Source organism: Erythrobacter litoralis (assembly GCF_001719165.1).
In the GTDB taxonomy this organism is placed as follows: domain Bacteria; phylum Pseudomonadota; class Alphaproteobacteria; order Sphingomonadales; family Sphingomonadaceae; genus Erythrobacter; species Erythrobacter litoralis.
Genome location: NZ_CP017057.1, coordinates 237676 through 262770, shown reverse-complemented (window position 1 = coordinate 262770; position 25095 = coordinate 237676). Strand labels below are relative to the sequence as shown.

Genomic DNA, 25095 nt, shown 5'->3' with positions numbered 1-25095 from the left:
GGCGATATGGGGGGCGTCGCGGCCCGCGATAAGCCCCCCGGATCGCTTAATCCCGGCGGCGTGTTGATCAGGAACCCTCGCCGAGCAGCCCGAAGCTCCACAGTAGAACCGACTTCTGCGCATGGATCCGGTTCTCGGCCTCGTCGAACACCACCGATTGCGGGCTTTCGAAAACGTCCTGCGTCACTTCCTCGCCGACATGGGCGGGGAGACAATGCAGAAAAATGGCGTCCGGCTTTGCCGATCGCATCAACGCTGCATCGACCTGGAACGACGCCATCGCGGTGCGCTTTTCCGCCGCGTCGGCCTGTCCCATCGAAATCCATGTGTCGGTCACGATCACGTCCGCGCCGCTCGCCGCGGCCTGCGCGTCGTCGAAGCGCGTGACCTCGGCTCCCGCCGCACGCGCTCGTTCCACGAATTCAGTGTCTGGTTCGTAGCCCGAGGGGCACGCCACGCGCACATTGAATTTCATCAATCCGGCCGCCTCAAGGATCGAGTGCAGCACGTTGTTCCCATCCCCGAACCATGCCAGTTCCAGGCCGGGCAGCGCCTTTTCGTGTTCGATGACCGTAAGCAGGTCGGCGACGGTCTGGCAGGGGTGGGAACGATCGGTCAGGCCGTTGATTACGGGCACGCTTGCATGCCTCGCCATGTCCTCGATCTTGGCATGATCGTCGGTTCGCAGCATGATCGCGTCAGCCATCCGGCTGAGCACCCGCGCGGTATCGGCGATCGTCTCCCCCCGGCCAAGCTGGCTCGAAGCCGAATCGAGTATCAGCACCGATCCCCCAAGCTGTCGCATCGCGATATCGAAACTCACCCGGGTGCGGGTCGAATTCTTCTCGAACACCATGGCCAACACGCGCCCTTCGAGGGGGCGGTCGGCGTCGACGCGCCCTTTCGGCCAGCCCTTGCGCGCCGCCTTGCGGTCGATCGCGCCGTTGATCATCGCCGCTATCGAATTCGCCCCGGCGTCCCCGAGATCGAGGAAATGCCGCACACCCTCAGCGCCGGGCATCAGGCCGGCTCGGGCACTTTATAGCTCGCCGCGCCGGCGGAAAGTTTGTCGAGGAATTCCTCGATCTCTGCCTCGCCGATCACCAGCGGCGGAATGACGCGGATGGTGTTGTCGCCTGCGGCCACGGTCAGCAGCTGGTGATGATCGCGCAGATGGACGAAGAAGGGCCGGCTCTCGACCTTCATCTTCAGCCCCAGCATCAGGCCCTTGCCGCGGACGCATTCGAACAGCTCGGGATAATTCCCGATGAACTGTTCGAGCCGCGATCGCAGGCGCTCGCCCTTGTCGCGGACCTGTTCGAGGAAGTCCTCGTTCGCAACCGCTTCCATCACCGCGCTAGCCGCCGCCATCGCGAGCGGATTGCCGCCATAGGTCGAACCATGCGTGCCGAAGGTCATCCCGCGCGCGGCCTTTTCGGTGGCGAGGCAGGCGCCGATGGGAAAACCGCCGCCCAGCCCCTTGGCAGTCGCGACGATGTCCGGGGTGATCCCATAGTGTTCGTAGGCGTAGAGCTTGCCGGTGCGCGCGACGCCGCATTGCACTTCGTCGAGGACCAGCATCAGGTCATGCTCGTCCGCCAGCGCGCGCAGGCCCTGCATGAATTCCGTCGAAGCGGGACGGATGCCGCCCTCGCCCTGGATCGGTTCAACGAGGAAGCCCGCCGTATGCGGCCCGATCAGCGCCTTGGCCGACCCGAGATCGTCGAACTCCGCGTATTTGAACCCTTCCAGCATGGGCGAGAATCCGTGATGCATCTTGGTCTGGTTCGACGCGCTGATCGTCGCCATCGTCCGCCCGTGAAAGGCATTGGTGAAAGTGATCAGTTCAAACCGCTTGGGATCGCCGAGATCGCCCGCGTTCTGGTGATAGGCCCGCGCGCACTTGATCGAGGTTTCGACCGCTTCGGCGCCCGAATTGGTAAAGAACACCGTGTCTGCAAACGTGTTGTCGACCAGCGTCTGCGCGAGCTTTTCCCCCTGCGGACTGCCGTAGAGGTTCGAGACGTGCATCAGCGTCTCGGCCTGTTTCTGGATTGCGCCGATCAGGCCGGGATGCGAATGGCCGAGCAGGTTGACCGCGATCCCGCTCGCGAAATCGAGATAGCGCGTCCCGTCCTCGTCGACCAGATGGCAATGCTCACCGCGCACGGGACGCACGCCGCAGCGCGGATAGACGGGCATGAGGGGCGTGATCGACATTCTCTTATCCTGGCTTTCCGAAGGCCGCGCCCGACACCTTTCCTAAAGCGCCGGCGGGCAAAAACAAACGGCGGCCCCGTATCGGAGACCGCCGTTCGTTCAATAAATTGGCCACCGGACAAGGTCAAACGCAGCCCGGCGAAAGGTCGTTTCTCACCCCTGGACGGGGACGAGGTTGACCGCAGAATACTTGCCGCGGCGATCGACTTCGAGGTCGAACTCGTAACGCTCGCCCTCGTTGATGGTCGAAAGCCCGGACCGCTCGACCGCGCTGATATGAACGAAGGCATCAGGCTGGCCGTCATCACGCACGAGGAAGCCGAAGCCCTTCATCGAATTGAAGAACTTGACCGTGCCGGTCGCCTTTTCGCCGGTCAGCTCGCGCTTGGGCGGGCCGCTCTGCGGCGCTGCGATGACTTCGCCCACGACCTGCAGGTCCTGCGCGGAAATCTTGCCGCCGCGATCGACAAGGTTGAATTCGAGCTCCTGCCCTTCGGCAAGGCCTTCGAGGCCGGCACGTTCGACCGCGCTGATATGGACGAATACGTCTTCGCCCCCGCCTTCCTGCTGGATGAAGCCGAAGCCTTTCTGGCCGTTGAAGAACTTGACCGTGCCCTTGCCGGTACCGACGACCTGGGCAGGCATGCCGCGAAAACCGCCGCCACCACCGGCGCCGCCCGGGCCTCCGCCGCCACGCGGTCCGCGAGGACCACCACCGCCGCCGCCGCCGAATCGATCGCCGCCCCGGTCGCCGCCGTAGCGATCGCCGCCACCAAAACGGTCTCCGCCACGGTCACCCCCGAAATCGGAAGGAGGAGGAAATCCGTCCATGCCTCCACCAAAGGGATCGAAACCGTCTTCGCCGATTCCGTCGCGCTTGTCCCGCCCGCGGCGACGTCCTCTATCGTAACCCATAGTCCAGTACGTATCCTGTCACACTGCCCACCCTCCAAAGCGCAGGCCGCGGGGACAGTGAGCCGCGTCCGACGCTGGTGTTCGCCCCCGACATAGACCGAGAATCCGCACCGACTTACGCGAGTCATAGCGCACAAAGGGCATCTTTGCGAACGAATTAACCCGAGGCCCGCACCCTTGCGCAAAATTATGACATTTTTGAACCAGGCGGCTCGCTGCATCGCGCGTCTTGCACCACTGGCTGGGTTTCGGCATGACCCGGGCGTTGGCTGCAACATGCCGGAGGGACCCGACGATGAGCGCATTCCGCACGCTTTCAGAAACCATGCTGGCAAGCCCGCAGATCGGGCCGGAGGACATCGCCGCCGCGAAAGAGGCGGGTGTCACGCTGATCGTCAACAACCGCCCCGACCAGGAGGACCCCGGCGCGCCTCAGGGCGACGAGATCGCCGCAGCGGCGAGCGCGGCCGGCATCGATTACCGCGCCATCCCGATCGGCCATTCGGGCTTTTCCGAAGTGCATGTCGCCGCGATGATCGAGGCGCTGGAAGGGGCCGACGGCAAGGTGCTCGCCTATTGCCGTTCGGGCACGCGCTCGACCTTCCTGTGGGCGCTGGCCCAGGCGAAGAGCGGCGCGGCGAGCCCCGAGGAAATCGCCGCCGCCGCCCGGGATGCCGGTTACGACGTGAGCCCGATTCGCCCTATGATCGACATGCTCGCCGCGCGCTGATCGCGCCTTACTTGCGATAATCGAGCGGCGGATCGCGATCGCCGAGCAGCGAACGGTATTCGTAATCGCCCCCGCGCGCTGCATCAAATTCGGCGCGTGCGGCTTCGCGCAGGCTCTCGTCGGTGAACAATTCGACCGCCATCAGCGTCATCGCCTTGGCCGCGACCTGCGCGCCCTTGACGCCGATCGAGTGCCCGCTTGCCGCGACCGCCTGCCAGCTGTGCGCGCTCGTCCCCGGGACCCAGGTCGCGGTTCGCACGCCGACTGTCGGGGTGGCCCATGAGACATCACCGACATCGGTCGATCCATAGCCGAGGCTCTTGCCATAAGGCTGCACCTCGCCCGCGCTTTCGAGCGGCAGCGCCGCTTCGCCGAGCGATTCGTGGACCTTTTCGGCCCAGGCGCTTTCCTCGGCGGTATAGGTCACGCCGCCGACTTCGCGCAGCTTGGCGTCCATGACCCGCGCCAGCGTCTCGTTCACCAGCAGCGGGTTGTTGCCGTGAATGACTTCCCAGTCGACTTCGGTCCCGGTGCCCATGGCGCCGCCCCGTGCGGCGTTCTCTAGCCGCTCCCAGATCGCCTCGACGCCTTCCGGCTGGGGCGCGCGGACATAGTAGAACACCTCGGCGAAATCAGGCACGACATTGGGCGCATTGCCCCCGCTGGTGATGACGTAATGCATGCGCGCGTCCTGCGGCATGTGTTCATGCAGCATGTTCGCCATCATGTTCATCGCCTCCACCCCGTCGAGCGCCGAGCGCCCGCGTTCGGGCGCGCCCGCGGCATGGGCCGAGATCCCGCTGAAGCGGAACTTGGCCGAGCGATTGGCGAGGCTGGTCCGTGCGGCCGCGCTGTTCTCGTCATCGCCGTGCCAGTGGATCGCGATGTCGACGTCGTTGAACAGGCCGGAACGAGTCATGTAGACCTTGCCCGATCCGCCTTCCTCCGCTGGCGTGCCGTAGAGCCGGATGCGGCCCGCAGTGCCAGTCTCCTCGAGCCATTTCTTCACCGCGATCGCCGCCGTGAGCGAACCTGCGCCGAACAGATTGTGCCCGCAGGCATGGCCCGCATGCTTGCCTTCCAGGGGATCGCGCACCGGGCTGTCGGACTGGTTGATGCCTGGCAACGCATCCATCTCGGCGAGGATTGCGATGACCGGCCCGCCCTCGCCCCATTCGGCCACGAAGGCGGTGGGGATGCCGGCGATGCCCGGCTCGATGCGGAACCCCTCGGCGGCGAGTTCCTGCTGCAACAGCCCGGTCGAACGGGTCTCGAGATAGCCGACTTCGGCATAGTCCCAGAGCGCCCGGGCGACGCGCGCTGTGCGGTCCTGCTCGGCTGCGACCAGTTCGACCGGGTCCGGCCCGCGCATCTCGGGCGCGGCATCGGCGGCGAGCGGAGAGTGGGACAGGACCAGTGCGACGAGCGCGGTGGTGGCGAAGGAAGTGGCGACAAGCTTCATTGAAATTCTCCTCGCAGCGCTGCTTGCCGCAGAGCGCGGCCCATGCCAAGCGCTTGGCCGAGATTTCGGCCATGGATATTCACCCGCTCCTGCTCCAGACCCTGGGTTCGCTCGTCGCCATCCTCGTGCTGGCCGGGCTGGCGGCGCTGCTGAAGCTCGGCGGCGCATCGAAGCTCGCGAGCGACGGGGACGTGCGGCGCGCCGCGGGCGAGGTGGTCGACGGGTTCGAGGCGATCGAATCCGCGGCTGCCCGGGACGGAGCCGCAGCTCTCGCCCGCGACGCGCTGGGGCGGATCATGCTCATCAAGCGCCATGGCAACCGCTTCGCCGGTCGCATCCTCACCCCGCTGGCCCGCGTCCGCCGCCACGGCGATGCGCTCGAGGTCGATTGCGGGGAGAAACGCTTTGGCAAGGTCCTGCTCGCACTCGACGATCCGGCTTCCTGGCAGGCGCGGATCGATGCTATAGGCCCTGCCTGACATGCCCGAATTCTCGCCCACCCAATATGCCGTGCCGCTCTTCGTGATCGCGGTCCTCGCCGAGATGATCTGGGCGCGGTTCAAGCGGCCGGACGCCTATGAGCCGAAGGACACGCTGCTGAGCCTCACCTTCGGGCTGGGATCGACCGTGGCCGGAGCGCTGCTGGGCGGTTTTGCGCTCTACGTCTTCATCGAGGCCTACGAATATCGCATCCTTGATTTCGGCGATGAATGGTGGGCCTTGTGGTGGGCATGGCCGCTCTGCTTCGTGCTCGACGATCTCAAGTATTACTGGGTCCACCGCGCAGGCCACCGTATCCGCTGGATGTGGGCGAGCCATGTGAACCACCATTCGAGCCAGCACTACAACCTCTCGACCGCCTTGCGGCAGAGCTGGACCGGGGCATTCACCTTCGGCTTCGTGTTCGCGCTTCCGCTGGTGCTGCTTGGTTTCCACCCGGCGATGATCGCGATCTGCGCGGGCTTCAACCTCGTCTACCAGTTCTGGATTCACACCGAGGCGATCCGCAGGATGCCGCGCTGGTTCGAAGCGGTCATGAACACGCCCTCGCACCACCGGGTCCACCACGCGACCAATCCGCGCTATCTCGACCGCAATTACGCCGGCGTCTTCATCGTCTGGGACAAGCTGTTCGGCACCTTCGAGCCCGAGCGCGACGACGAGCCGATCCGGTATGGCATCATCAGGCAGCTGGGCAGCTTCAACCTGCTGTGGGCGGTGTTCCACGAATGGATCGGGATGATCGGCGACATCGTCCGAGCGCCATGGAAGCACAAGCTTTCCTATCTCCTGCGCGAACCCGGCTGGAGCCATGACGGCACCCGCGAGACTTCGGACATGATCCGCGAGAGCTGGCGCGCGCGGACAGGACAGGACAGCCGCACCGCCGAACCAGTAGCGAACCGAAACCCGATTGCGGAGCACGGCGAAGCCGCCTAGCTTTCTCCCCAGAGGAGAGAACATGGAGACTTTCGATTACATCGTCATCGGCGGTGGGAGCGGCGGCAGCGCGGTTGCCGGACGCCTTGCCGTCGACGGAACGCGCCGCGTGTGCCTGCTCGAGGCGGGCGGGCGCAACGACAACATCTTCGTCAAGACGCCGGGCTTCATGCCCTTCATCCCGCAGGCGTCGAATTATCGCTACGAAACCGTCCCGCAGAAGGGATTGAACGGCCGGATCGGCTACCAGCCTCGCGGCAAGGGGCTCGGCGGCTCCTCGGCGATCAACGCGATGGTCTATATCCGTGGCAACAGGTGGGATTACGACAATTGGGCCGGGATGGGCTGCACCGGCTGGGCCTATGACGATGTCCTGCCCTATTTCCGGCGATCCGAATCGAACGAGCGCGGCGAGGATGCCTATCACGGTGCGGGGGGGCCGCTGTTCGTGTCCGATCAGGTCTCGCCCAACCCCACTTCCGAGGCCTTCGTCGAAAGCGCCGCCGCATTGCAATTGCGCACGAACGACGATTTCAACGGCGAACGGCAGGAAGGCTTCGGCCTCTACCAGACCACCCAGCGCAAGGGCGAACGCTGGTCGGCGGCGCGTGGCTATGTCGAGCCGATCCGCCACCAGGGCAATTTTGCGGTGCGTACCAACACCCTGGTCGACAAGCTCGAGATCGAGGGCGGGCGCGTCACCGGGGTGCGCGTGCGGCGAGGCGGGCGGTCCGAAATGCTCTATGCGCGGCGCGGGGTGATCCTGTCGGCCGGGGCGTTCAATTCGCCGCAGATCCTGATGCTGTCGGGGATCGGCCCGGCCGAGCACCTGAAACAGCATGGAATCGAAGTCGTGCTTGACCGATCCGCAGTCGGCGCCAACCTGCAGGATCATATCGACTATGTCTCCGGCTGGGAGACACAAAGCGACGTGCCGCTCGGCGGCAGCCTCAAGGGAACACTCAAGATGCTCGGCGCAATGGTGGAGCATCGCCGCAAGCGCACCGGGGCGATGACGACCTGCTATGCCGAGGCGGGCGGATTCTGGACCGTGATGCCGGACAGCCCCGCGCCGGATGTGCAATGGCATTTCGTCCCCGCCGTGCTCGAGGATCACGGGCGCGAAAAGGTGAAGGAGCACGGCTTTTCGCTCCATGCCTGCGTGCTGCGGCCCGAAAGCCGCGGCACGGTTCGGCTGGGGTCGAAGGACAGCGCCGCGGCGCCCGTCATCGATCCCAATTTCCTCGACGACGAGCGCGACATGGCTGTCCTGCGCGCCGGTGTTCGCCTCTCGCACCGCATCGCCGAGGCTCCGCCGCTGACCGATTACGGGCCGCGCGATCGGCACCCGATCGATTTGGAAGACGACGCGGCGCTTGACGCGCTGATCCGCGACCGCGCGGACACGGTCTATCATCCGGTCGGCACCTGCCGGATGGGTTCGGACGCCGATGCGGTGGTCGACCCGACGCTCAAGCTCAACGGGCTCGACGGGCTGTGGATCGCCGATGCCAGCATCATGCCGAAGATCGTCAGCGGCAACACCAATGCGCCCTCGATCGTGATCGGCGAGCGCTGCGCCGATTTCATCAAGGCCGCCGAAGCCGCCTGACACCTTCCTTCGCGGGATGAAAAGAGGGCCGGAAGCGGTGATCCGCTTCCGGCCCTTTTCAGTCGTTCGTTCGCAGGAGGAACGAGGGTAGGCGGGGGAGGGAGAGAGGAGAGAGACCTCCCCCGCCAAGCTGGTGGAGCGCCGTGCCTAGTTGTAGGCGCGCTCGCCGTGTTCGGTGATGTCGAGGCCGTCGACCTCGTGTTCTTCGGAAACCCTCAGGCCGATGGTCGCCTTGACCGCGAAGCCCGCAATGACAGTGCCGATCCCGGCCCAGGCGATGGTGACTAGGACGCTGAAGACCTGCACCCAGAGCTGCGCGCCGAGCGGGGTCGAGCCGTCGCCGGGGCCGCCGAGGAAGGGCTGGTAGACGATGGCGGTGCCGATCGCCCCGACGATCCCGCCGACACCGTGGATGCCGAAAGCGTCGAGCGCGTCGTCATAGCCCAGCCTGGCCTTCACGCTCGCGACGAAGACGTAGCACACGCCCGAGGACACGATGCCGAGCAGGATCGCACCGAACGGCCCGCTATTGCCAGCCGCCGGGGTCACCGCGACGAGGCCGGCGATCACGCCCGAGCAGAAGCCCAGCGCCGAACCCTTGTGGCCCGCGGCCCGCTCGATCACCATCCAGGCGAGCGCCCCTGCCGCGGTCGCGACGAAGGTGTTGATCATCGCGAGACCCGCCGAACCGTCCGCTTCGAGGGCCGAACCAGCGTTGAAGCCGAACCAGCCCACCCACAGCAGCCCCGTGCCGACCATGGTCAGCGTCAGGCTGTGCGGCGGCATCGGTTCTGCCGGCCAGCCCCGACGCTTGCCGAGAAGATAGGCGAGGACGAGGCCCGAGACGCCCGCGTTGATATGCACCACCGTGCCGCCCGCGAAATCGAGCGCGCCGTCCTCGAACAGGAGGCCGCCCCCGGCCCAGACCATGTGCGCGATCGGGAAATAAACAATGGTCAGCCAGATCGGCACGAACATCATCACGGCGGAAAACTTCATCCGCTCCGCCGTCGCGCCGAGGATCAGCGCGGCGGTGATCGCGGCGAAGGTCATCTGGAAGCTGATGAAGACGTACTTGCTGATCACCTCTTCGGTGAAGGTCGCCGCCGTGCTCGAGGCATCCGTTCCCGCGAGGAAATAGCTCCCCCCGCTGATGAACAGGCCGAGCGTGCCTTCGTAGACGGTGTCGCCGAATGCGAGGCTGTAGCCCCACATCACCCAGATGATCATCGCGAGCGAGGCCGTCGCACCGATCTGCGTCATGGTCGAAAGCATGTTCTTCTGCCGCGTGAGCCCGCCATAGAACAGCGCGAGGCCGGGCAGGATCATCAGCAGGACCAGCAGCGTCGCGGTCATCATCCATGCATTGTTGCCCGGGTTCGGAACCGCCGGAACGGCAGCCAGGGCCGGCTGGCTCGCGGCGAAAGCGAGCGCGGCGGCGGCGAAAGTCTTGTAAATGCGAGTCATCGTCTGCCCCCCTGTCACAGTGCCGTCTCGCCGGATTCGCCGGTGCGAATCCGGGTCGCCGAAGCGAGATCGAGGACGAAGATCTTCCCGTCTCCGATCGCTTCGGTGTTGGCGGTCTGCTGGATCGTCTCGACGACCTGTTCGGCGACCTCGTCGCTGGCGGCGATCTCGATCTTCACCTTCGGCAGCATGTTGGTGGAATATTCAGCACCCCGGTAGACTTCGGTCTGCCCCTTCTGGCGGCCGAAGCCCTTCACCTCTGAAACGGTCATTCCCGCGACGCCGATCGCTCCGAGCGCTTCGCGCACTTCATCGAGCTTGAACGGTTTTATGACGGCGATGATGAATTTCATGCCCAACCCCTGTTGTTCTCCGGATATTTCCGGTCATGGGTTGTTCAGCAAAAGCCGTGCCAATTCGTTTTCGGCGAACAAATCGCGGGAATCCGCATAAGTCCTTCGCAGGCGCAGCAACGCAGCTGCACAAATTTTAACCTGCTGGTCATATTTTGGGCAAGGTTCGGCGGATATTTGCGCAGGAGTCCGGCGCGTGGAACGATAATGTCGCCGTTAATCGCCCGCGATGAAACGATCGGTCGCACGGGTCGGCAGGCCGTCGATGCTGGTCGTTCGACCGGCGGTCTTGGCGGTCCATTTTTCGGGATCAGCCTGGCGATGCGCTTTCTTGAGCGTGTCGCGTTCGCCCTCAAGCGTCATGAAGGGAACACCCCAACCGCAGCTCGTCTGCACGGTATCGACCGCGATATCGAAAATCTGCCGTGTGCCCGGCATAAGGGTGAAATGGCTCGCCAGTTCGTGCCATCCCTCGTCTTGCGGCAGGATCGGGACACCCCGGCCATAGATCCGCAGGATCAGCGCGGGTTGTTCGAAATTGCAGAACATCACCGTGATCCGTCCGGCATCCTCCTGATCGGCGACGAGATGCGCGTGCGTCTCGTTGCCAGACCCGCCGAGGTCCAGGTAGGCGACCCGCTCGGGCGAAAGAACCCGGAACGCATCGTATCCCTTCGGGCTGAGATTGATTCGCCCGTTCGCTGCCGCTGTCGCTACGAAGAAGACCGGTTGCTTCTCGATCATGGCGACATGCTTGGATTCGAGCGCATCGAAGAAATCGGCCATGATCCTCTCTCCTAGTCCTTGAGGAAGTCGTGCACCGTGGCGACGAAGCGGTCGAACTGGTCGTGGTGGAGCCAGTGGCCCGCCTTTTCGAATTCGATCACCTGCGCGGTGTTGAAATGCGCGATCCGCCCGTCCTTCTCGGGATTCGAGGCCCAGCTGTCGGCGCCGTAGAGCAGCAGCGTCGGACAACGGATCGCCGCCCAGGTCTGCTCGAGGAATTCGTCGGCAAGGTCCTCGATCGGCCAGACATTGAGGTGAGGATCGAATTTCCAGCTGTAGGTCCCGTCCTCGTTGCGATTGACCCCGTGGATCGTCAGATGCCGCGCCTGTTCCTCGGTGAGATAAGAGTTCTCCTCGATCATCCGGGCAAAGGCGGTTTCGATGCTGTCGTAACGGCGCGGGATCCGCCCGGCCGCCGCGCGCTTCTTGCCGATCAATTCGGCGAGCCGTTCGGGATAGGGTGTCGCACGCTGCTTGTCGCGCCATTCGGGCGAGGGTCCCAGACCCTCGATCGCGACCAGTTTCGTGACCATGTCGGGGAAGGTGCCGGCATAGCGCAGCGCGACATTGCCACCCATCGAATGCGACACGATGGCGACCGGGCCGACGCCAAGCTGGTGGATCAGCTGGGCGAGGTCGTAGACCATGTCGCCGGCCGAATAGTTCCCGTCCGAAACCCAGTCGCTGTCGCCATGCCCGCGATGATCCATCGCCACGACGCGGTAATCGGGGCACAGCGCCTCGGCCGTCCAGTCCCAGCTTCTCGCATGGTCGCGACCGCCATGGACGAGCACCAGCGTAGGCTTGTCGCCGCGCCCGCCGGTCCCCCAATCCTCGTAATTGAGGCGGAGGCGCTGCGAGATGAAGGTTTGCGAAGTGGGTCCCGATCCGTTCATGCCGCCGCCATGCCGCGAATGCGCGCGTCCCGCAACATCGGGAAGGAACCGTTACCGTTCCTTGGTCGCGGAGAAGGTCAGCTCTGGGTTCTTCTCGACCTGGTAATTCACGTCCCACGGGCTCTTCGCCATGAAGACGAGGTCCCCGTCGCGGTCGCGGGCGAGATTGGGGCGGTTGAAGCTCTCGAAATCGGCGAGCGCCCTGGCATCCCCCTTTATCCAGCGCGCCGTGGCGAAGGGGGCGGGCTCCAATGCGGCCTCGACCTTGTATTCGACCGAGAGCCGGTCGACGAATACCTCGAGCTGGAGCTGGCCGACAACACCGATGATGTGGTTCGCGCCGATCTCGGGATAGAACACCTGGATCACGCCCTCTTCGGACAGGTCGTCCAACGCCTTCCTTAGCTGCTTGGTCTTGGTCGGATCCTTCAATTGCACGCGGCGCAGGATTTCCGGCGCGAAGTTCGGCAGGCCGGTGAAGCGCACCTCGTTCTTCTCGCTCAGAGTATCGCCTACCCGCAGCGTGCCGTGGTTCGGAATGCCGATGATGTCGCCCGCCTCGGCCGTGTCGGCAAGCTCCCGGTCCTGTGCGAAGAACAGGATCGGCGAATGGACCGAGATCGGCTTGCCGAGGCCCGAAGGGGTGAGCTTCATGCCGCGCTTGAAGGTGCCTGACACCTGCCGCATGAAGGCGATGCGGTCGCGGTGATTGGGGTCCATGTTGGCCTGGACCTTGAAGATGAAGCCCGTGACCTCGTCGCGGTCGGGCGCGACATGGCCCTCGCCCGCCGGTTGCGGACGCGGCGGCGGGGCGTGTGCCGCGATCGCATCGATCAATTCGGTGACGCCGAAACTCTTGAGCGCCGATCCGAAATAGACCGGGGTGAGGTCGCCGTTGCGATAGGCCTCGGGGTCGAATTCGGGATAGCCGACCTGCGCGAGTTCGGCCTCTTCGGCGAAGTTTTCGGGAATATCGGGGTTCTCGTCGCGCTTGCCGAGGAATTCCTTGGACGGGCCTTCCGGGCGGCATACCGTGCCGCTCGCGAAATCGAGAATGCCCTGGAACTGCCCGCCCATGCCGACCGGCCAGCTCTGCGGGCTTACGTCGAGCGCGAGCATGTCGGCGACCTCGTCCAATGTCTCGAACGGGTCGCGCCCTTCGCGGTCGACCTTGTTGATGAAGGTAATGATCGGGACCGAGCGCAAGCGGCAGACCTCGAACAGCTTCCTCGTCTGCGGCTCAATCCCCTTGGCAGCGTCGATCACCATGACCGCGCTGTCGACCGCGGTCAGGGTGCGATAGGTGTCCTCGGAGAAATCCTCGTGCCCCGGCGTGTCGAGCAGGTTGAAGGTGATTGTCTCGCCCCCGTATTCCTTCTCGAAGGTCATCACCGAGCTCGTGACCGAGATGCCGCGCTGCTGTTCTATCTTCATCCAGTCCGACCGGGCGCGCCGCGCCTGTCCGCGCGCCTTCACCTCGCCCGCAAGGTGGATCGCTCCGCCCTGCAGCAGCAGCTTTTCCGTGAGCGTCGTTTTCCCCGCGTCGGGGTGCGAGATGATGGCGAAGGTGCGGCGCGAGTTTGCGGTCATCGCCGGGCCGATAAGCTGCTATGGTCGCCTAGTCCACAGCCGAAGGGGCAGGGGACGCCAAGGGTGGGAGACAAAGCGATGCGCAAGGGCCTGGTTACCACGGGTGCGGTTCTCGCAGCACTGGGGTTGGGATTTCCAGCCACAGCGCAGGATGCGCGCGATGCCGAACGCCAGTTCGAACGGCTGGAAAGACAGATGGAAAAGCTGGAGCGCGGCCTCGAAAGGAGCGAGCGTGACCTCGACAGGCTGCGCCGCCAGATCGGGAGTGAACAGAAGGATCTCGACAAGGCGCGCCAGAAACTCGCCCGCGACGAAAAACGCCTCGCCGAGCGCCAGCGCAAGCTCGAAGCCGACATGCGCAAGCGGCAGGCGCAGCAGAAACAGTTCGAGCGGATGAGCAGCCAGATGGCCGAACTCAAAGAGCAGCTGGCTGAGGACGCGGACGAGAACGAGGAGGACGCGGACGACCAGCGCTGAAAGCGCGCCCTAGCCTCTCAGCTCCGCCCCAAGCTTCGCCGCCGCAGCAACGACCTTGTCGGCGATCGCCTTGATCTCGGCGTCCTTGTAGCTCTTTTCCTGCGGCTGGAGCGTCACCTCGATCGCGAGTGATTTCATGCCCTCGGGCACGCCCCCCTCCTTACCCGGAATGCCGGTGAAAAGGTCGAACACCCGCGCGGCGATGATATTCGCCTTGTCCGCGCCCTGCACCGCGCGAAGCAGATCGCCGGCCGCAAGCGGCTCGGGCACGAGGAAGGCGAAATCTCGCATGACCGGTTGCAAAGCGGGCGGCGTGAAGCTGGGACGCGCGAAGCTGACCGGGCCTTTCGCGGCCTTCCTGGCCGGAATCGCATCGAGGAACAGTTCGACCGCAGCGACAGGCCCGTCGAGATCGAACGCCTTGAGCGTCGCCGGATGGAGCATGCCGAATCGGGCAAGCACGTTCTTCGGCCCGAGCCTGAGCGTCGCCGACTGGCCGGGATGGAACTGCGTGCCCGGCCCAAGGGAATCGGGGCCCATCACCATGAGATTGCCGGTCGGCGCTCCCGCCGCCTCGAGCAGCGCAATCGCCGCGGCCTTGGCGTCGAAGGCGTCGAACATCTCGGCCTTGCCCGTCCCCCAGCCGCGCGGGGTCTTCTCTCCCGCCAGCAAAACCCCGAGCGTCGCTCGCTCATCGCTGGTCCCATCGTCTTTGCGGAAATAGCGTCGTCCCAGTTCGAACAGCCGGGTCGAGGCCGCGCCGCGATCGGCATTGCGCTTCGCGGACATCAGCAGGCCGGGAAGAAGCGAGGGGCGCATGACCTTCAAGTCCTCGCTGATCGGGTTTTCGAGCGTCCAGAGCGTCTCGCCCTCCGGCCCGAAATGAGCCGCCTCCTTCTCGGGGAGGAACGACCACGTCACCGCTTCGTCCAGCCCGCTCGCGGCGGCGGCGCGGCGCAGGCGGCGTTCCATCACCTGCTGCGGGGTCGCGGTCGGGCGGGCGACGCCTTCCGCGCGCGGAAGGGGGACGCTTTCCACCTTGTCGAGGCCGTGAATGCGCACGATTTCCTCGACGATGTCGACCGGGCCTTCGATATCGTGACGGCGCAGCGGGCAGGTGACCTGCCAATCACCATCGACCGCGAAATCGAGGCTTTCGAGAATGCGGCGCTGCTCGTCCTCGGGCACCTCGACACCGCCCAATCGCTTCGTCAGCCCGGTATCGAACGCAACCACCTTCGGCTCGGACGGCGGCGAACCGGCGCGCACGACCTCGCTCGCGGCTCCGCCCGCGAGTTCGACGATCAGGCCGGTCAGGAGATCGAGGCCTTCATCGAGGAACGCCGGGTCCACCCCCCGCTCGAACCTCGTGCGGGCGTCGGAGGCGAGGCCCAGCTTGCGACCCGTGACGCCGATGCGGGCCGGATCGAAATAGGCTATTTCGAGCAGCACGTCGGTGGTGCCGTCCGACACACCCGAATTCTCGCCACCCATGATCCCCGCGATGTCGTGGACCTCGCGTTCGTCTGCGATCACGACCATGCTGTCATCGAGCGTGTAGGTCTTCTCGTTCAGCGCCAGCACCTGTTCGCCCGGCTTCGCCCGGCGCGCATGGACCGCGCCATGCAGCTTGGCGCAGTCATAGGCATGCGCCGGGCGGCCATAGGCCAGCATGAGGTAATTGGTGAGGTCGACCAGCAGCGAGATCGGCCGCTGGCCCGCGCTCTTCAGTCGCTGCTGCAGCCAGTCGGGCGAAGGACCATTCTTCACGCCTGTGATGACGCGCCCGTAGAAGGCCGGACAGCCTTGCGCATCGTCGGTGCGGATTTCGACCGGACAGGCGCCGGATGCTGCGAATTCGGGCACGGCGATCGGCTTCAGCGTGCCCAGCCCCGCCGCGGCGAGGTCGCGGGCGATGCCGTGAACGCCCATGCAATCGGGCCGGTTGGGCGTCACCGCGACCTCGATGATCGGCGAGGAGCCCTGGTAGTCGGCGAAGGAATGCCCGGCGGGCGCATCATCGGGCAGTTCGAGGATGCCCTCGTGCGATTCGCCGATGTCGAGTTCGCGCAACGAACACATCATGCCGGTCGATTCGACCCCGCGGATCGCGGCCTTGCGCAATTCCATGCCGTTCGAGGGCACGACCGCGCCCGGCAGCCCCAGCACGCCCTTCATCCCCGCCCGCGCATTGGGCGCGCCGCACACCACCTGCAGCGGCTTGCCGCCATTGACGTCCGGTCCTGCATCGACGGTAAGCACCTGCAGCTTGTCCGCATCGGGGTGCTTTTCGGCCGTCAGCACATGCGCGACGCGAAATCCCGCGAGCTTTTCGGACGGGTCCTCGACCCCCTCGACCTCTAGCCCGATCGCGTTCAGCGCCTCGGTGATCTCGGCCAAAGTGGCGTCGGTTTCGAGATGGTCCCTGAGCCAGGTCAGCGAGAACTTCATGGCCGCACCCCCACGCCCGCGGACAGCGTCGGCTGGTCGAACGGGGAAAAGCCGTAATGCTTCAGCCAGCGCGGATCGCCGTCGAAGAAGGCGCGCAGGTCGTTCATGCCGTATTTGAGCATGGCGATCCGGTCGATCCCGAGGCCGAAGGCAAAGCCCTGCCATTCCTTCGGATCGATCCCGGCGAATTCGAGCACGCGTGGGTTCACCATGCCGCTGCCGCCCAGTTCCATCCAGTCATGGCCGTCGTCGTCGCCATGTCCGCCGACGACCCGGCGGCCGCCTTCATTCGAATAGCCGACATCGACCTCGACGCTGGGTTCGGTGAACGGGAAATAGGACGGACGCAGGCGCAGGACGATGTCCTCGCGCTCGAAAAAGGCCTTGAAGAAGGTCTCGAGCGTCCATTTGAGATGGCCGAGATGGATGTCGCGGTCGATGACGAGGCCTTCGACCTGGTGGAACATCGGCGTGTGGGTCGCATCGCTGTCCGAGCGATAGACCCGGCCCGGCGCGATGAGGCGGATCGGCGCGCCCTGTTCGACCATCGAGCGGATCTGCACCGGCGAGGTGTGGGTGCGCAGCAGCATTCTTTTCGGGTCCGCCGCCTCGTTGCCTGATGCCGCGCCCGCCGCCGTGTCCGGGAAATAGAACGTGTCGTGCATCGCCCGCGCAGGGTGGCTTTCATCCATGTTGAGCGCGGTGAAATTGTGCCAGTCGTCCTCGATTTCCGGCCCGGTCGCGACCGCGAAACCGAGATCGGCGAAGATCTCCGCGAGTTCGTCCATCACCTGGCTGACCGGATGGATGCTGCCGCGCGGAGACTCGGGCGCGGGCAGGGTGAGGTCGACCGTCTCGCTCGCGAGCTGGGCTTCGAGTTCCGCCTGTTCGAGCGCGTCCTTCTTCGCCGCGATCGCATCGGCGATTTCGCCGCGCACTGCCTGGATCGCCGGGGCGGCCTCCTGGCGCTCTTCCGGGCTCATTCCTCCAAGGCTCTTGAGCTCAAGGCTCACCCAGCCCTTCTTGCCGAGCGCCGCGACGCGCTGCTCGTCGAGCTCGGCGAGGCTGCTTGCACCCTGGATCAGGCGCAGCGCTTCGTCTTTGCGGGAAGTGAGGTCGGTCATGGATTCGGCTTCGATCGGCAATTTCGGGAAACGAGCCGGTCCGCTAGCGGCAAATGGCGCGCCATGCAAAGCGCTTTGCCCCCCGCCCCGCCGGTTTCGGCTTCAGGCGACGCCCTGGGGCCGATGGAGCCCCTGCACCGCCTCACCAGCGATCTCCATCCGGGCCCGCGCCGCCGCCGCGAGAAAGGGCTTGTCGAGCCTTGCGTATTCGCTCGGATTCATGCCCATGAACCGCTTGACGTCGCGCACGAAATGGGCCTGATCGTGATATTGGCAATCGAGCGCGTCAAGCCATTTGAGCGAGGGGTCGAGCACGAACTGCGCGAGGCTGCGCAGGAAACGCTGGCGGCGCAGCAGCAGCTTGGGCGTGAAGCCGAAAGCGCGCCGGGTGAGCCGTTCGAGCGAGCGCACGTTCATCCCCACCCGTTCGGCCAGCTGCGCGACCGTGGCGATTTCAGGATCGACCAGCGCCGCATTGACTGCTCGGATCGGCCCGCCTGAAAGAACGCCGATGGCGGCGCTGCGCGCGACGATCCGGTCCATGTGCTGCTCGATCAGTTCCAGCCCCGGAGCAAAACCGGCCTCGCCCTGCGCGAGCGCGCGGGCAAGCGGGTGGAACGCGGAAAAGGCGCGGTCGGCAAGCGCGTCGACGAAGCGGTCGGCATAGTCCCCCGCCCGCGCCTCGACCAGCGCGGCCCAGCCGAGCGGCATCAGGCCAATGCGCCATATCTGCCCCGACCCCATGCGAAAGCGAGCTGTGCGGCTGGTCGGCCCGGTCGCGGCGAAGAAGGGGACGGCGCGCAATTCCTCCCCGCCGACCGCGCTTTCGCAAGTCTGCGCATGGATGAAGCGCAGGTTCGGCCATTTGGGGTGGAGGTAGTCCTCAAGCAGTGGCTCGCGCGCGGAACATTGCGCCTCGGTGTAGTAATAGGTCGTCACGAACGGCCGCAGCTCCTTGCGCGGCAGGGCGAGACGCACCGTGATCCACGGGCCCGTCCTCGCTTGCGTCACCACACCCCCCTTCTCCGGCAGAAACCATAGCGGGCGGAGCGCAGCACCGATTGGCGAATCCCGCCAGGATCGAAGGTTTTGCGATCAGCGCGCGGGCCGGTCGAGGGTCTGTGCCGCGCTTCCCCAGACCTTGGCCCGCGCCTCCATGAAGGCCGAGAGGATCGGGTGATCGAGCGCCGCGTAATCGCTCGGATTCATGGTCATGAATTCGCGGAATTCCCGGCTGAACTGGGCCTGGTCGTGATAATCGCGGTCCATCGCCTCGGTCCAGCGCGAGCCTTCGCACAGCATGAAGGCGGTGAGGCTGCGCATGAAACGCTGCCGGCGCATCAGCAGTTTGGGGGTGAAGCCGAAATAGCGCCGGCACACGCGTTCGAGCGTGCGGATGCTCATGCCGCCCGCATCGGCGAGCTCGGCGACCGAGGCGCATTCGCCCGACACCAGCGCTTCGTGGACGCGCACGATCTTGATCTCGTCGCGACTGGGCCGCATCAGCGCGTCCATCCACTCGAGAATTGCGGCGTATTGTTCATCGAGGCTTGCCTCGGGGTCGCACAGGGTCCGGGCGAGCGGGGCGAATCGGGCGAAGGCGGGATGCCGTTCGCCGTCGCACACGACATTGGCGCAATCATAGGCATCGGTTTCTATGTAGCGCGCCCAGCCCTTGGGCAGAAAGCCGATCCCCCACATGCGCGAGGTGCCGAGCCGGAAGCGGCAGGGGCGCGAGCTTGGTCCCGTGGCGGTAAAGCGCGTGCCCACGGCCCGCGATGCGCCGATTTCGGCCACCGGGAGCGCGCCTGTGAAGAATCGGACATTGCCCCATTCGGGCTGGAGATAGTCCTCGACCGGCGGGCCACCGCCGGTGTCGAGATCGAGCTGGTAGAACGTCGTGAAGCAGCCCTCGAAACGCTCGGGCGGCGGATGGAAACGGCTGAGGACCAGCGGCCTTTCGCCACCGGTCGCGCGGGCCGGGTCGCCGACAAGTTCAATCTCCCCCATTGTTGGGAGCTTGCCGTAGATGGCGTGATTCTACAAGGGGCGCGAACGCGCGAATAGCGCTCCGCCGCCACGGTGATGCCGTGGCGGCGGAGGCCTGTTCAACGCTGTCGCAGGGCGAGGCCCTGTCAGGCGGGAAGCGCGTCCTTGGCCTGGGCGATGATCGCCTTGAAGGCCGCTTCCTCGTTCATGGCGAGGTCGGCCATCACCTTGCGGTCGAGTTCGATCCCGGCAAGCTTCACGCCGTGCATGAACTGCGAATAGGTCAGCCCTTCGGCGCGCACGGCGGCGTTGATGCGCTGGATCCACAGGGCGCGGAAATTGCGCTTCTTCACCTTGCGGTCGCGATAGGCGTACTGGCCGGCCTTCTCGACCGCCTGGCGCGCGATGCGGATGGTGTTCTTGCGACGACCACGATAGCCCTTGGCCTGGTCGAGGAGCCGCTTGTGCTTGGCGCGTGTGGTCACGCCGCGTTTGATACGAGGCATATCTCTATCTCCTTAGTTCGCGGTCAATCGAGCCCGTAGGGCGCCCACTTCTTGACCGTCTTTGTGTCGGCCTCGGAAAGCAGGGTGGTGCCGCGGTTCTGGCGGATATACTTCGCATTGTGGCTGATCAGGCGGTGGCGCTTGCCCGCGACACCGTGCTTGATCTTGCCGGTCGCGGTGATCTTGAAGCGTTTCTTCACACCGCTCTTGGTCTTCATCTTGGGCATTTTCATCTCCTCATGTCAGAGACACATCGAATCAGCCCTGGCAGCCCTTGTGGCCAGGCCGATCCCTACGATCTGTGTCGGCGAAGGAGGGCCACATAGCGTTTTCGCGCAGGTTTGCAAGCGATTCGGGGGCGATAGTTCGCGCCGATCATACGCGGGTGTCCCGCCTGGAGCGGTTTTCGCACGACGGCGCGCCGGGAAGGCCTGGGGCGGAGCAGGACGTGCGCCGGGCGGGTAGGAAAGCCCCTATTGTCCCGCAAAGACAGGCCGCCCCGTCTCGGCCAGCCAGGCCGCGAAATCGCCGTGGGGGATGGGCTCTGCGCCGTCGGGCAGATCGCCGGTCCAGACATAGGCAAAGGCCTCGCTCCCGCCCGCCTCCCAGCCATCGACGGGCACGGCCATGCGCTCGTATTGCGGCCCCTCGAAAGCGTCGATCACCGCAAGGTCCACATCGCCCGCCTCGTGCAGCGAGCCGACCACGTTCACCGCATGGCCTGCGCGGGTCAGCACCAGCGCGGGATACCAGCCGCCGGCATCGGGAATCGCGAAGAGCGCACCCTGCACGCTCGCCTGCGACCCCATGCCGAGCCCGGCAAGGAACGGCCAGTCGCCCACGCCTTCGCGCAGCACGCCATAGAAGAAGAGATGCATGCCTAGTCCTCGTAGATCATCTTCACCGTCATCCCGCCATCGACATTGAGGTGCTGTCCGGTCACGAAGCCCGCGCCGAGGAAATACTCCACCGCCTCGGCAATGTCCTGCGGCGTGCCGACGCGCCCGGCGGGGTGCTGGCCCTTGTCCGTCTCGCGGTGTTCGACCTCCTGCCGCTCGCTTTCCTTTTGCCAGTCGCGTGTCTCGATCCAGCCGGGGCGGACCGCGTTCACGCGCACTTGCGGCCCGAGCGAGACCGCCATGGCGTGGGTCAGCGCGTCGATCCCGCCTTTCGAGGCGGCATAGGCGAAGCTTTCGGGTTCACTCATGACGCTGCGGGTGGACGAGATGTTGACGATGTTCGCCGCCTCGCCGGTCTGCCTTTCGGCCTCGCGCAGCAGCGGCAGCGCCGCGCGCGAACACAGAAATGCGGCGGTGAGGCTCGCGTCGAGCCATGCCCGCCAGTCGGCAAGGTCGACATCCTCGAGCGGCCCGCAATAGGGATTGGCGATGGCGGCGTTGTTGACGAGCGCCGCAAGCGGGGCCTTGCTGGTCCACGATCCGATCGCCTCGAATGCGATCGCGACCTCGCGTTCCGATCCGACATCGCAGGGCAGGGTCATCAGCCGTTTCGGCGTAGCGGCCCCGACCAGTTCGGCGAGCGCCGCGGCATCGATGTCGAGCGCGGCGACGCGCCAGCCCTTGTCGAGGAAATGGAGAGTCGAAGCCCGGCCAATGCCCTGCCCCGCCCCTGTGATCGCGATTGTCTTTTCCATGGGAGCGTCAACGGGCGAAGCGGCGCAAGGTGCCCTAGCCCATCGCCTCCAGTACGTCGTCGAGCCGCGCCGGGTCGCCCAGCGCGATAACTCGGCCATCGGATTGTGCGTCGAGCGGGTTGCCCTGCCAGTCGCTCATCGTGCCGCCCGCGCCTTCGACCACGGGGACCAGCGCGGCGAAATCGTGAAGTTTGAGGTTCGCCTCGATCACGAGGTCGACATGGCCCGAGGCGACGAGGCCGTAATTGTAGCAGTCGCCGCCGTAGATGATCTTGCGCTCCGCCACCGCCTTGGCGACGCCCATGAAGGCATCGACATCATTGCCGGCGAACTGGTGCGGGGTCGTGGTGCCGAGCACTGCGTCCGACAGCTCGCGGCAGGGGCGGGTGCGGACCGGCTTGCCGTTGAAGGTCGTGCCCTCGCCGATCCGGCCGACCCAGCGTTCGCCCGCGATCGGCTGATCGATCACGCCCAGCACCGGCCAGCCGTCCTGCAGCAGCGCAATCAGCGTGCCGAAGATCGGGCGCCCGGCCATGAAGCTGGTCGTCCCGTCGATCGGATCGAGCACCCATTGCCGGCCCGCGCCTTCGTTCCTCGTCCCGTATTCCTCGCCGATGATGCCGTCGCTGGGCGCGTGGCTTTCGATCAGGGCGCGCATCGCGGCTTCGGCGGCGCGGTCGGCCTCGGTCACGAAGCTGCGGTCGGCCTTGCGCTCCTCGGTCCATTGCCCCCGGAAGAGCGGGCGGATCGCGGCCCCGGCGGCATCGGCAAGGCGCAAGGCAAGAGCGAGGTCATCTGAGTTCATCGAGGCACGGTCCCGGGTAATCGTGAAGACAAAAGCGAGCGCCTCTCTAGCCGGTCGCGCGAAGGATGAAATCCCCCGACCGATGGTTTCTTGGGCACGACTATCCGGACAATTGCAGTCTTTTACTTGGGCTTGCGTGTGTTTATACCATCCGCCCGTGTTCTCATCCCCCGGGGTCAGGACATCAGAGGGGGGTATGAGAAAAGAAGGTCGCAGGATCGAAGGGTTGGAGCCGCGTTCAGGCGCGACGGCGGATGGCATGCCGCTGTCGGTGAACCGCGCGCCCGCGACCGATCTCGCGCCGTGGATCGGGCGGGTCGCCGTCACCCGCATCCATGCCGCGCGCGACCATGAGGTCACCTGCTCGGTGTTCAACGACCTCGCCTATGCCCGCGTCCTGCTGGCGGGCGAATGGATCGCCGAAACCCCGGCCGGTCCGATGAAGCTCACGGGCGAACCGCTGCTGGTCGGCCCGCAGGCCCGGGCGATGAAACTGTGGTGCCGCGGACCGATCACCACCGTCAATATCGGGCTGCGCCCCGGCGCGCTCGATTGCCTGCTGAAGCGGCAGGCGGCCGCGCTCGTGAACCGGATGGAACGCGCCGATCCATTCGCACTGGTCGGGGACGGAGCCGGTTTCGGCTATCCGGAAAGCGCCTCGATCGAGGAGTTGGTCGAGATCGCAGAGAGCCGCATGCGCTCCTTCATCGAAAGAACAAACCCCAAACAGCCGGACCCGGTCAGCACCGCCTTCGAGGCGGCGAGCTTTCTCGATCCCAATATCAGCCCGGGCGATTTCGCCGAGGAGCAGGATATCAGCCTGCGTCAGGTCGAACGGATCGTGCGGCGCGATTTCGGGATGACGCCGCGCACCGTGCTGCGCCGCGCGCGGGCGATGGATCTCGCCTGCCAGATGCTCGGCATTTCCGATAGCGAGGAGGAACAGGATTTCCTGCTGCGCTTCTTCGACCAGTCGCACCTGATCCGCGAATTCCAGCATTTCTTCGGCGTGACCCCGCAGGCGCTGCGCTCGCAGCCGCGCCCGCTGCTGACGCTCAACCTCGAGACCCGCGCCGCGCGGCGGCTGGAAGAGCTCGCCCGGATCGCACCGGGCATGCGGCAGCCGTGGCGCCGCAAGGAAGGGTCCGATGTCGAGGAAGAGGAGGAGGAAGCCCCGATCAAGGGGGGCGGGCAAGCGGGTCAGCCGGCAGACCAGCGCTCGAAGGCGAGAAACTGGTGGAGGGCGACATAGGCCTTCGCCTCGGCACCCTCCCAGTCGAGCGGCCATTCGCCAGGCATTTCATCGGCCAGGTGTGAGCGCGACACCCACCAGCCCTGCCCCGGCAGCCCGTCCGACTGGCGCACGACCAGCACGGCGAGACCCGGCTCTCCGGCCAGCCGCCCCTCCTCGTCGATCCGGTCCATCGCCGCGCATAGCTGTCGCATCAGCGGCCGGGTGAAGGAATGGCCCAGCGCGAACAGCGCCTGGCTGTAGGTGAGCGGCGTGCGCTGGCGGGCCGCGCCGATCAGGAGTTCGCGGATTTCGGCCGGATCGAGCGGCATGGCACCTCCCTTCGGCGGTCGCCCGCAGCGGTGCGACCGTCAGGTCGCTTGAGCGAGGATATCGCAGTGCGGATGCGCTGCGTAAACAGGGACTCTCAGTCGAACAGGCTCGACACGCTGCTTTCGTCCGCGATCCGCCGGATCGCCTCGCCCACCAGCGGGGCGATGGTGAGGATGCGGATCTTAGAGGAATTCTCCGCCGCCTCCGTCGGGCGGATCGAATCCGAGATCACCAGCTCTTTCAGCTTCGATCCGTCGATCCGCGCCACCGCGCCGCCTGACAGCACGCCGTGAGTGATGTAGGCCGCGACCGATCTCGCGCCGTTTTCCAGCAGCGCCTCGGCCGCATTGCACAGCGTTCCGCCCGAATCGATGATGTCGTCGATCAGCACGCAGTGCCTGTCCTTGACCTCGCCGATGATGTTCATGACCTCGCTCTCGCCCGGGCGGTCGCGGCGCTTGTCGACGATCGCGAGCGGGGCATTGTCGAGCCGTTTGGCCAGAGCGCGGGCGCGCACCACGCCGCCGACATCGGGGCTGACCACCATCAAGTCCTGGTCGCCATAGCGCGCCTGGATGTCGGCCGCCATGACGGGGGCGGCATAGAGATTGTCGGTCGGGATGTCGAAGAAGCCCTGGATCTGCCCGGCGTGGAGGTCCACCGCCAGCACCCGGTCGGCGCCTGCCTGCGTGATCAGATTCGCCACCAGCTTGGCCGAGATCGGCGTCCTCGGCCCGGGCTTGCGGTCCTGCCTTGCATAGCCGAAATAGGGCACGACCGCGGTGATCCGCTTGGCCGAGGCGCGGCGCAGCGCGTCGATGCAGATCAACAGCTCCATGAGGTTGTCGTTCGCCGGAAAGCTCGTCGGCTGGACGATGAAGACGTCCTCGCCGCGCACGTTCTCGTGGATCTCGACGAAGACTTCCTCGTCGGCGAAACGCCGCACGCTCGCATCGGTCAGCGGCATTTCGAGATAGGCGGCAATTGCCCGGGCGAGCGGCAGGTTCGAATTGCCCGACATGATCTTCATGGAAGCGGATCCCCGATTTGCGCG

At 65.7% G+C, this 25095-nt stretch carries 26 protein-coding genes; 6 read left to right on the top strand and 20 right to left on the bottom strand.

The window, feature by feature from the left end; translation table 11 throughout:
- Positions 1 to 67: 67 nt before the first annotated feature.
- From argF to Ga0102493_RS16500, 3 genes are all read right to left on the bottom strand, one after another.
- Complete coding sequence (argF, locus tag Ga0102493_RS01210; RefSeq protein ID WP_034905670.1) at positions 68 to 1021, bottom strand: ornithine carbamoyltransferase; 954 nt, start codon at positions 1019 to 1021, stop codon at positions 68 to 70.
- Positions 1021 to 2220, bottom strand: coding sequence for an aspartate aminotransferase family protein (locus tag Ga0102493_RS01205; protein ID WP_034905671.1), 1200 nt, complete (start codon positions 2218 to 2220; stop codon positions 1021 to 1023). The genes argF and Ga0102493_RS01205 overlap by 1 nt, the downstream gene beginning before the upstream one ends.
- A gap of 153 nt (positions 2221 to 2373) precedes the next feature.
- Complete coding sequence (locus tag Ga0102493_RS16500; RefSeq protein WP_034905672.1) at positions 2374 to 3135, bottom strand: cold-shock protein; 762 nt, start codon at positions 3133 to 3135, stop codon at positions 2374 to 2376.
- A gap of 295 nt (positions 3136 to 3430) precedes the next feature.
- On the opposite strand from Ga0102493_RS16500, the gene Ga0102493_RS01195 reads away from it, so the two are divergent.
- Positions 3431 to 3865 carry a protein tyrosine phosphatase family protein gene (locus Ga0102493_RS01195; protein ID WP_034905673.1) on the top strand — a complete coding sequence of 145 codons (435 nt, stop codon included), beginning with the start codon at positions 3431 to 3433 and terminating at the stop codon, positions 3863 to 3865.
- 7 nt (positions 3866 to 3872) lie between these two features.
- On the opposite strand, the gene Ga0102493_RS01190 is transcribed toward Ga0102493_RS01195, so the two are convergent.
- Positions 3873 to 5327 carry an amidohydrolase gene (locus Ga0102493_RS01190; protein ID WP_034905674.1) on the bottom strand — a complete coding sequence of 485 codons (1455 nt, stop codon included), beginning with the start codon at positions 5325 to 5327 and terminating at the stop codon, positions 3873 to 3875.
- A gap of 53 nt (positions 5328 to 5380) precedes the next feature.
- On the opposite strand from Ga0102493_RS01190, the gene Ga0102493_RS01185 reads away from it, so the two are divergent.
- Genes Ga0102493_RS01185 through Ga0102493_RS01175 form a run of 3 tightly spaced genes read left to right on the top strand, consistent with a single transcriptional unit; the run spans position 5381 to position 8379 of the window.
- Positions 5381 to 5806 (top strand): hypothetical protein, encoded by a 426-nt coding sequence (locus Ga0102493_RS01185; RefSeq protein WP_236922268.1) that lies wholly within the window; start codon positions 5381 to 5383, stop codon positions 5804 to 5806.
- Position 5807: 1 nt separating this feature from the next.
- Complete coding sequence (locus tag Ga0102493_RS01180) at positions 5808 to 6767, top strand: sterol desaturase family protein (RefSeq protein WP_034905675.1); 960 nt, start codon at positions 5808 to 5810, stop codon at positions 6765 to 6767.
- A 22-nt stretch (positions 6768 to 6789) separates the two neighbouring features.
- Complete coding sequence (locus Ga0102493_RS01175) at positions 6790 to 8379, top strand: GMC family oxidoreductase (protein WP_034905676.1); 1590 nt, start codon at positions 6790 to 6792, stop codon at positions 8377 to 8379.
- Positions 8380 to 8526: 147 nt separating this feature from the next.
- On the opposite strand, the gene Ga0102493_RS01170 is transcribed toward Ga0102493_RS01175, so the two are convergent.
- From Ga0102493_RS01170 to Ga0102493_RS01150, 5 genes are all read right to left on the bottom strand, one after another.
- Positions 8527 to 9846: an ammonium transporter gene (locus tag Ga0102493_RS01170; RefSeq protein ID WP_034905677.1), complete on the bottom strand. Its 1320-nt coding sequence runs from the start codon at positions 9844 to 9846 to the stop codon at positions 8527 to 8529.
- A gap of 14 nt (positions 9847 to 9860) precedes the next feature.
- Positions 9861 to 10199, bottom strand: a complete 339-nt coding sequence (locus Ga0102493_RS01165) for a P-II family nitrogen regulator (RefSeq protein ID WP_034905678.1) — start codon at positions 10197 to 10199, stop codon at positions 9861 to 9863.
- 216 nt (positions 10200 to 10415) lie between these two features.
- Entirely contained in the window at positions 10416 to 10985 is a 570-nt protein-coding gene (locus tag Ga0102493_RS01160; protein WP_034905679.1) for a pyridoxamine 5'-phosphate oxidase family protein, read from the bottom strand.
- An 11-nt stretch (positions 10986 to 10996) separates the two neighbouring features.
- Positions 10997 to 11881 (bottom strand): alpha/beta fold hydrolase, encoded by an 885-nt coding sequence (locus Ga0102493_RS01155; protein ID WP_034905681.1) that lies wholly within the window; start codon positions 11879 to 11881, stop codon positions 10997 to 10999.
- A gap of 51 nt (positions 11882 to 11932) precedes the next feature.
- Entirely contained in the window at positions 11933 to 13471 is a 1539-nt protein-coding gene (locus tag Ga0102493_RS01150) for a peptide chain release factor 3 (protein ID WP_034905683.1), read from the bottom strand.
- Between the two features lie 78 nt (positions 13472 to 13549).
- Here Ga0102493_RS01150 and Ga0102493_RS01145 point away from each other — a divergent pair, with 78 nt between their 5' ends.
- Positions 13550 to 13948 carry a hypothetical protein gene (locus tag Ga0102493_RS01145; RefSeq protein ID WP_034905684.1) on the top strand — a complete coding sequence of 133 codons (399 nt, stop codon included), beginning with the start codon at positions 13550 to 13552 and terminating at the stop codon, positions 13946 to 13948.
- Positions 13949 to 13957: 9 nt separating this feature from the next.
- Here Ga0102493_RS01145 and pheT read toward each other — a convergent pair whose 3' ends face one another.
- The 9 genes from pheT to hisN all read right to left on the bottom strand — a co-directional run bounded on the left by pheT (position 13958) and on the right by hisN (position 22477).
- Entirely contained in the window at positions 13958 to 16399 is a 2442-nt protein-coding gene (pheT, locus tag Ga0102493_RS01140; RefSeq protein WP_034905685.1) for a phenylalanine--tRNA ligase subunit beta, read from the bottom strand.
- Entirely contained in the window at positions 16396 to 17523 is a 1128-nt protein-coding gene (gene pheS, locus Ga0102493_RS01135; RefSeq protein ID WP_034905739.1) for a phenylalanine--tRNA ligase subunit alpha, read from the bottom strand. Before pheS ends, pheT begins: the two co-directional genes overlap by 4 nt.
- Positions 17524 to 17625: 102 nt before the next feature.
- Positions 17626 to 18534, bottom strand: coding sequence for a helix-turn-helix domain-containing protein (locus tag Ga0102493_RS16645; RefSeq protein WP_236922267.1), 909 nt, complete (start codon positions 18532 to 18534; stop codon positions 17626 to 17628).
- A gap of 84 nt (positions 18535 to 18618) precedes the next feature.
- The gene (locus Ga0102493_RS01125; RefSeq protein WP_034905686.1) at positions 18619 to 19533 is read right to left on the bottom strand and encodes a helix-turn-helix domain-containing protein; all 915 of its coding nucleotides are present in this window, start codon (positions 19531 to 19533) and stop codon (positions 18619 to 18621) included.
- Positions 19534 to 19658: 125 nt separating this feature from the next.
- Entirely contained in the window at positions 19659 to 20018 is a 360-nt protein-coding gene (gene rplT, locus Ga0102493_RS01120; RefSeq protein WP_034905688.1) for a 50S ribosomal protein L20, read from the bottom strand.
- Between the two features lie 23 nt (positions 20019 to 20041).
- A complete protein-coding gene (gene rpmI, locus Ga0102493_RS01115; RefSeq protein ID WP_034905742.1) occupies positions 20042 to 20245 on the bottom strand; it encodes a 50S ribosomal protein L35 in 204 nt (67 codons plus the stop codon).
- Between the two features lie 246 nt (positions 20246 to 20491).
- Positions 20492 to 20896 carry a gamma-glutamylcyclotransferase family protein gene (locus Ga0102493_RS01110; RefSeq protein WP_034905691.1) on the bottom strand — a complete coding sequence of 135 codons (405 nt, stop codon included), beginning with the start codon at positions 20894 to 20896 and terminating at the stop codon, positions 20492 to 20494.
- A gap of 2 nt (positions 20897 to 20898) precedes the next feature.
- On the bottom strand, positions 20899 to 21672 hold the full coding sequence (locus Ga0102493_RS01105) for an SDR family NAD(P)-dependent oxidoreductase (protein WP_034905693.1): 774 nt from the start codon (positions 21670 to 21672) through the stop codon (positions 20899 to 20901).
- 34 nt (positions 21673 to 21706) lie between these two features.
- The gene (hisN, locus tag Ga0102493_RS01100) at positions 21707 to 22477 is read right to left on the bottom strand and encodes a histidinol-phosphatase (RefSeq protein ID WP_034905694.1); all 771 of its coding nucleotides are present in this window, start codon (positions 22475 to 22477) and stop codon (positions 21707 to 21709) included.
- A gap of 259 nt (positions 22478 to 22736) precedes the next feature.
- Between hisN and Ga0102493_RS01095 the strand changes: the two genes are divergently transcribed.
- Entirely contained in the window at positions 22737 to 23729 is a 993-nt protein-coding gene (locus Ga0102493_RS01095) for a helix-turn-helix domain-containing protein (RefSeq protein WP_161490022.1), read from the top strand.
- Here Ga0102493_RS01095 and Ga0102493_RS01090 read toward each other — a convergent pair.
- Complete coding sequence (locus Ga0102493_RS01090) at positions 23678 to 24040, bottom strand: hypothetical protein (protein WP_034905695.1); 363 nt, start codon at positions 24038 to 24040, stop codon at positions 23678 to 23680. The genes Ga0102493_RS01095 and Ga0102493_RS01090 overlap by 52 nt on opposite strands.
- Before the next feature lie 95 nt (positions 24041 to 24135).
- Complete coding sequence (locus tag Ga0102493_RS01085) at positions 24136 to 25071, bottom strand: ribose-phosphate pyrophosphokinase (protein ID WP_034905696.1); 936 nt, start codon at positions 25069 to 25071, stop codon at positions 24136 to 24138.
- Positions 25072 to 25095 lie beyond the last annotated feature (24 nt).

Excerpts from the sequence above, each read along its gene's own strand:
- Ga0102493_RS01170 (WP_034905677.1), bottom strand. The coding sequence starts at position 9,846 with ATGACTCGCATTTACAAGACTTTCGCCGCCGCCGCGCTCGCTTTCGCC.
- Ga0102493_RS01145 (WP_034905684.1), top strand. The coding sequence starts at position 13,550 with ATGCGCAAGGGCCTGGTTACCACGGGTGCGGTTCTCGCAGCACTGGGG.
- rpmI (WP_034905742.1), bottom strand. The coding sequence starts at position 20,245 with ATGCCCAAGATGAAGACCAAGAGCGGTGTGAAGAAACGCTTCAAGATC.
- pheT (WP_034905685.1), bottom strand. The coding sequence starts at position 16,399 with ATGAAGTTCTCGCTGACCTGGCTCAGGGACCATCTCGAAACCGACGCC.
- Ga0102493_RS01205 (WP_034905671.1), bottom strand. The coding sequence starts at position 2,220 with ATGTCGATCACGCCCCTCATGCCCGTCTATCCGCGCTGCGGCGTGCGT.
- Ga0102493_RS01150 (WP_034905683.1), bottom strand. The coding sequence starts at position 13,471 with ATGACCGCAAACTCGCGCCGCACCTTCGCCATCATCTCGCACCCCGAC.
- Ga0102493_RS01110 (WP_034905691.1), bottom strand. The coding sequence starts at position 20,896 with ATGCATCTCTTCTTCTATGGCGTGCTGCGCGAAGGCGTGGGCGACTGG.
- rplT (WP_034905688.1), bottom strand. The coding sequence starts at position 20,018 with ATGCCTCGTATCAAACGCGGCGTGACCACACGCGCCAAGCACAAGCGG.
- Ga0102493_RS01090 (WP_034905695.1), bottom strand. The coding sequence starts at position 24,040 with ATGCCGCTCGATCCGGCCGAAATCCGCGAACTCCTGATCGGCGCGGCC.
- Ga0102493_RS01180 (WP_034905675.1), top strand. The coding sequence starts at position 5,808 with ATGCCCGAATTCTCGCCCACCCAATATGCCGTGCCGCTCTTCGTGATC.
- Ga0102493_RS01195 (WP_034905673.1), top strand. The coding sequence starts at position 3,431 with ATGAGCGCATTCCGCACGCTTTCAGAAACCATGCTGGCAAGCCCGCAG.
- argF (WP_034905670.1), bottom strand. The coding sequence starts at position 1,021 with ATGCCCGGCGCTGAGGGTGTGCGGCATTTCCTCGATCTCGGGGACGCC.
- Ga0102493_RS01175 (WP_034905676.1), top strand. The coding sequence starts at position 6,790 with ATGGAGACTTTCGATTACATCGTCATCGGCGGTGGGAGCGGCGGCAGC.
- Ga0102493_RS01085 (WP_034905696.1), bottom strand. The coding sequence starts at position 25,071 with ATGAAGATCATGTCGGGCAATTCGAACCTGCCGCTCGCCCGGGCAATT.
- Ga0102493_RS01095 (WP_161490022.1), top strand. The coding sequence starts at position 22,737 with ATGCCGCTGTCGGTGAACCGCGCGCCCGCGACCGATCTCGCGCCGTGG.
- Ga0102493_RS01155 (WP_034905681.1), bottom strand. The coding sequence starts at position 11,881 with ATGAACGGATCGGGACCCACTTCGCAAACCTTCATCTCGCAGCGCCTC.
- Ga0102493_RS16500 (WP_034905672.1), bottom strand. The coding sequence starts at position 3,135 with ATGGGTTACGATAGAGGACGTCGCCGCGGGCGGGACAAGCGCGACGGA.
- Ga0102493_RS01105 (WP_034905693.1), bottom strand. The coding sequence starts at position 21,672 with ATGGAAAAGACAATCGCGATCACAGGGGCGGGGCAGGGCATTGGCCGG.
- Ga0102493_RS01160 (WP_034905679.1), bottom strand. The coding sequence starts at position 10,985 with ATGGCCGATTTCTTCGATGCGCTCGAATCCAAGCATGTCGCCATGATC.
- Ga0102493_RS01190 (WP_034905674.1), bottom strand. The coding sequence starts at position 5,327 with ATGAAGCTTGTCGCCACTTCCTTCGCCACCACCGCGCTCGTCGCACTG.
- Ga0102493_RS01165 (WP_034905678.1), bottom strand. The coding sequence starts at position 10,199 with ATGAAATTCATCATCGCCGTCATAAAACCGTTCAAGCTCGATGAAGTG.
- hisN (WP_034905694.1), bottom strand. The coding sequence starts at position 22,477 with ATGAACTCAGATGACCTCGCTCTTGCCTTGCGCCTTGCCGATGCCGCC.
- pheS (WP_034905739.1), bottom strand. The coding sequence starts at position 17,523 with ATGACCGACCTCACTTCCCGCAAAGACGAAGCGCTGCGCCTGATCCAG.
- Ga0102493_RS01125 (WP_034905686.1), bottom strand. The coding sequence starts at position 19,533 with ATGGGGGAGATTGAACTTGTCGGCGACCCGGCCCGCGCGACCGGTGGC.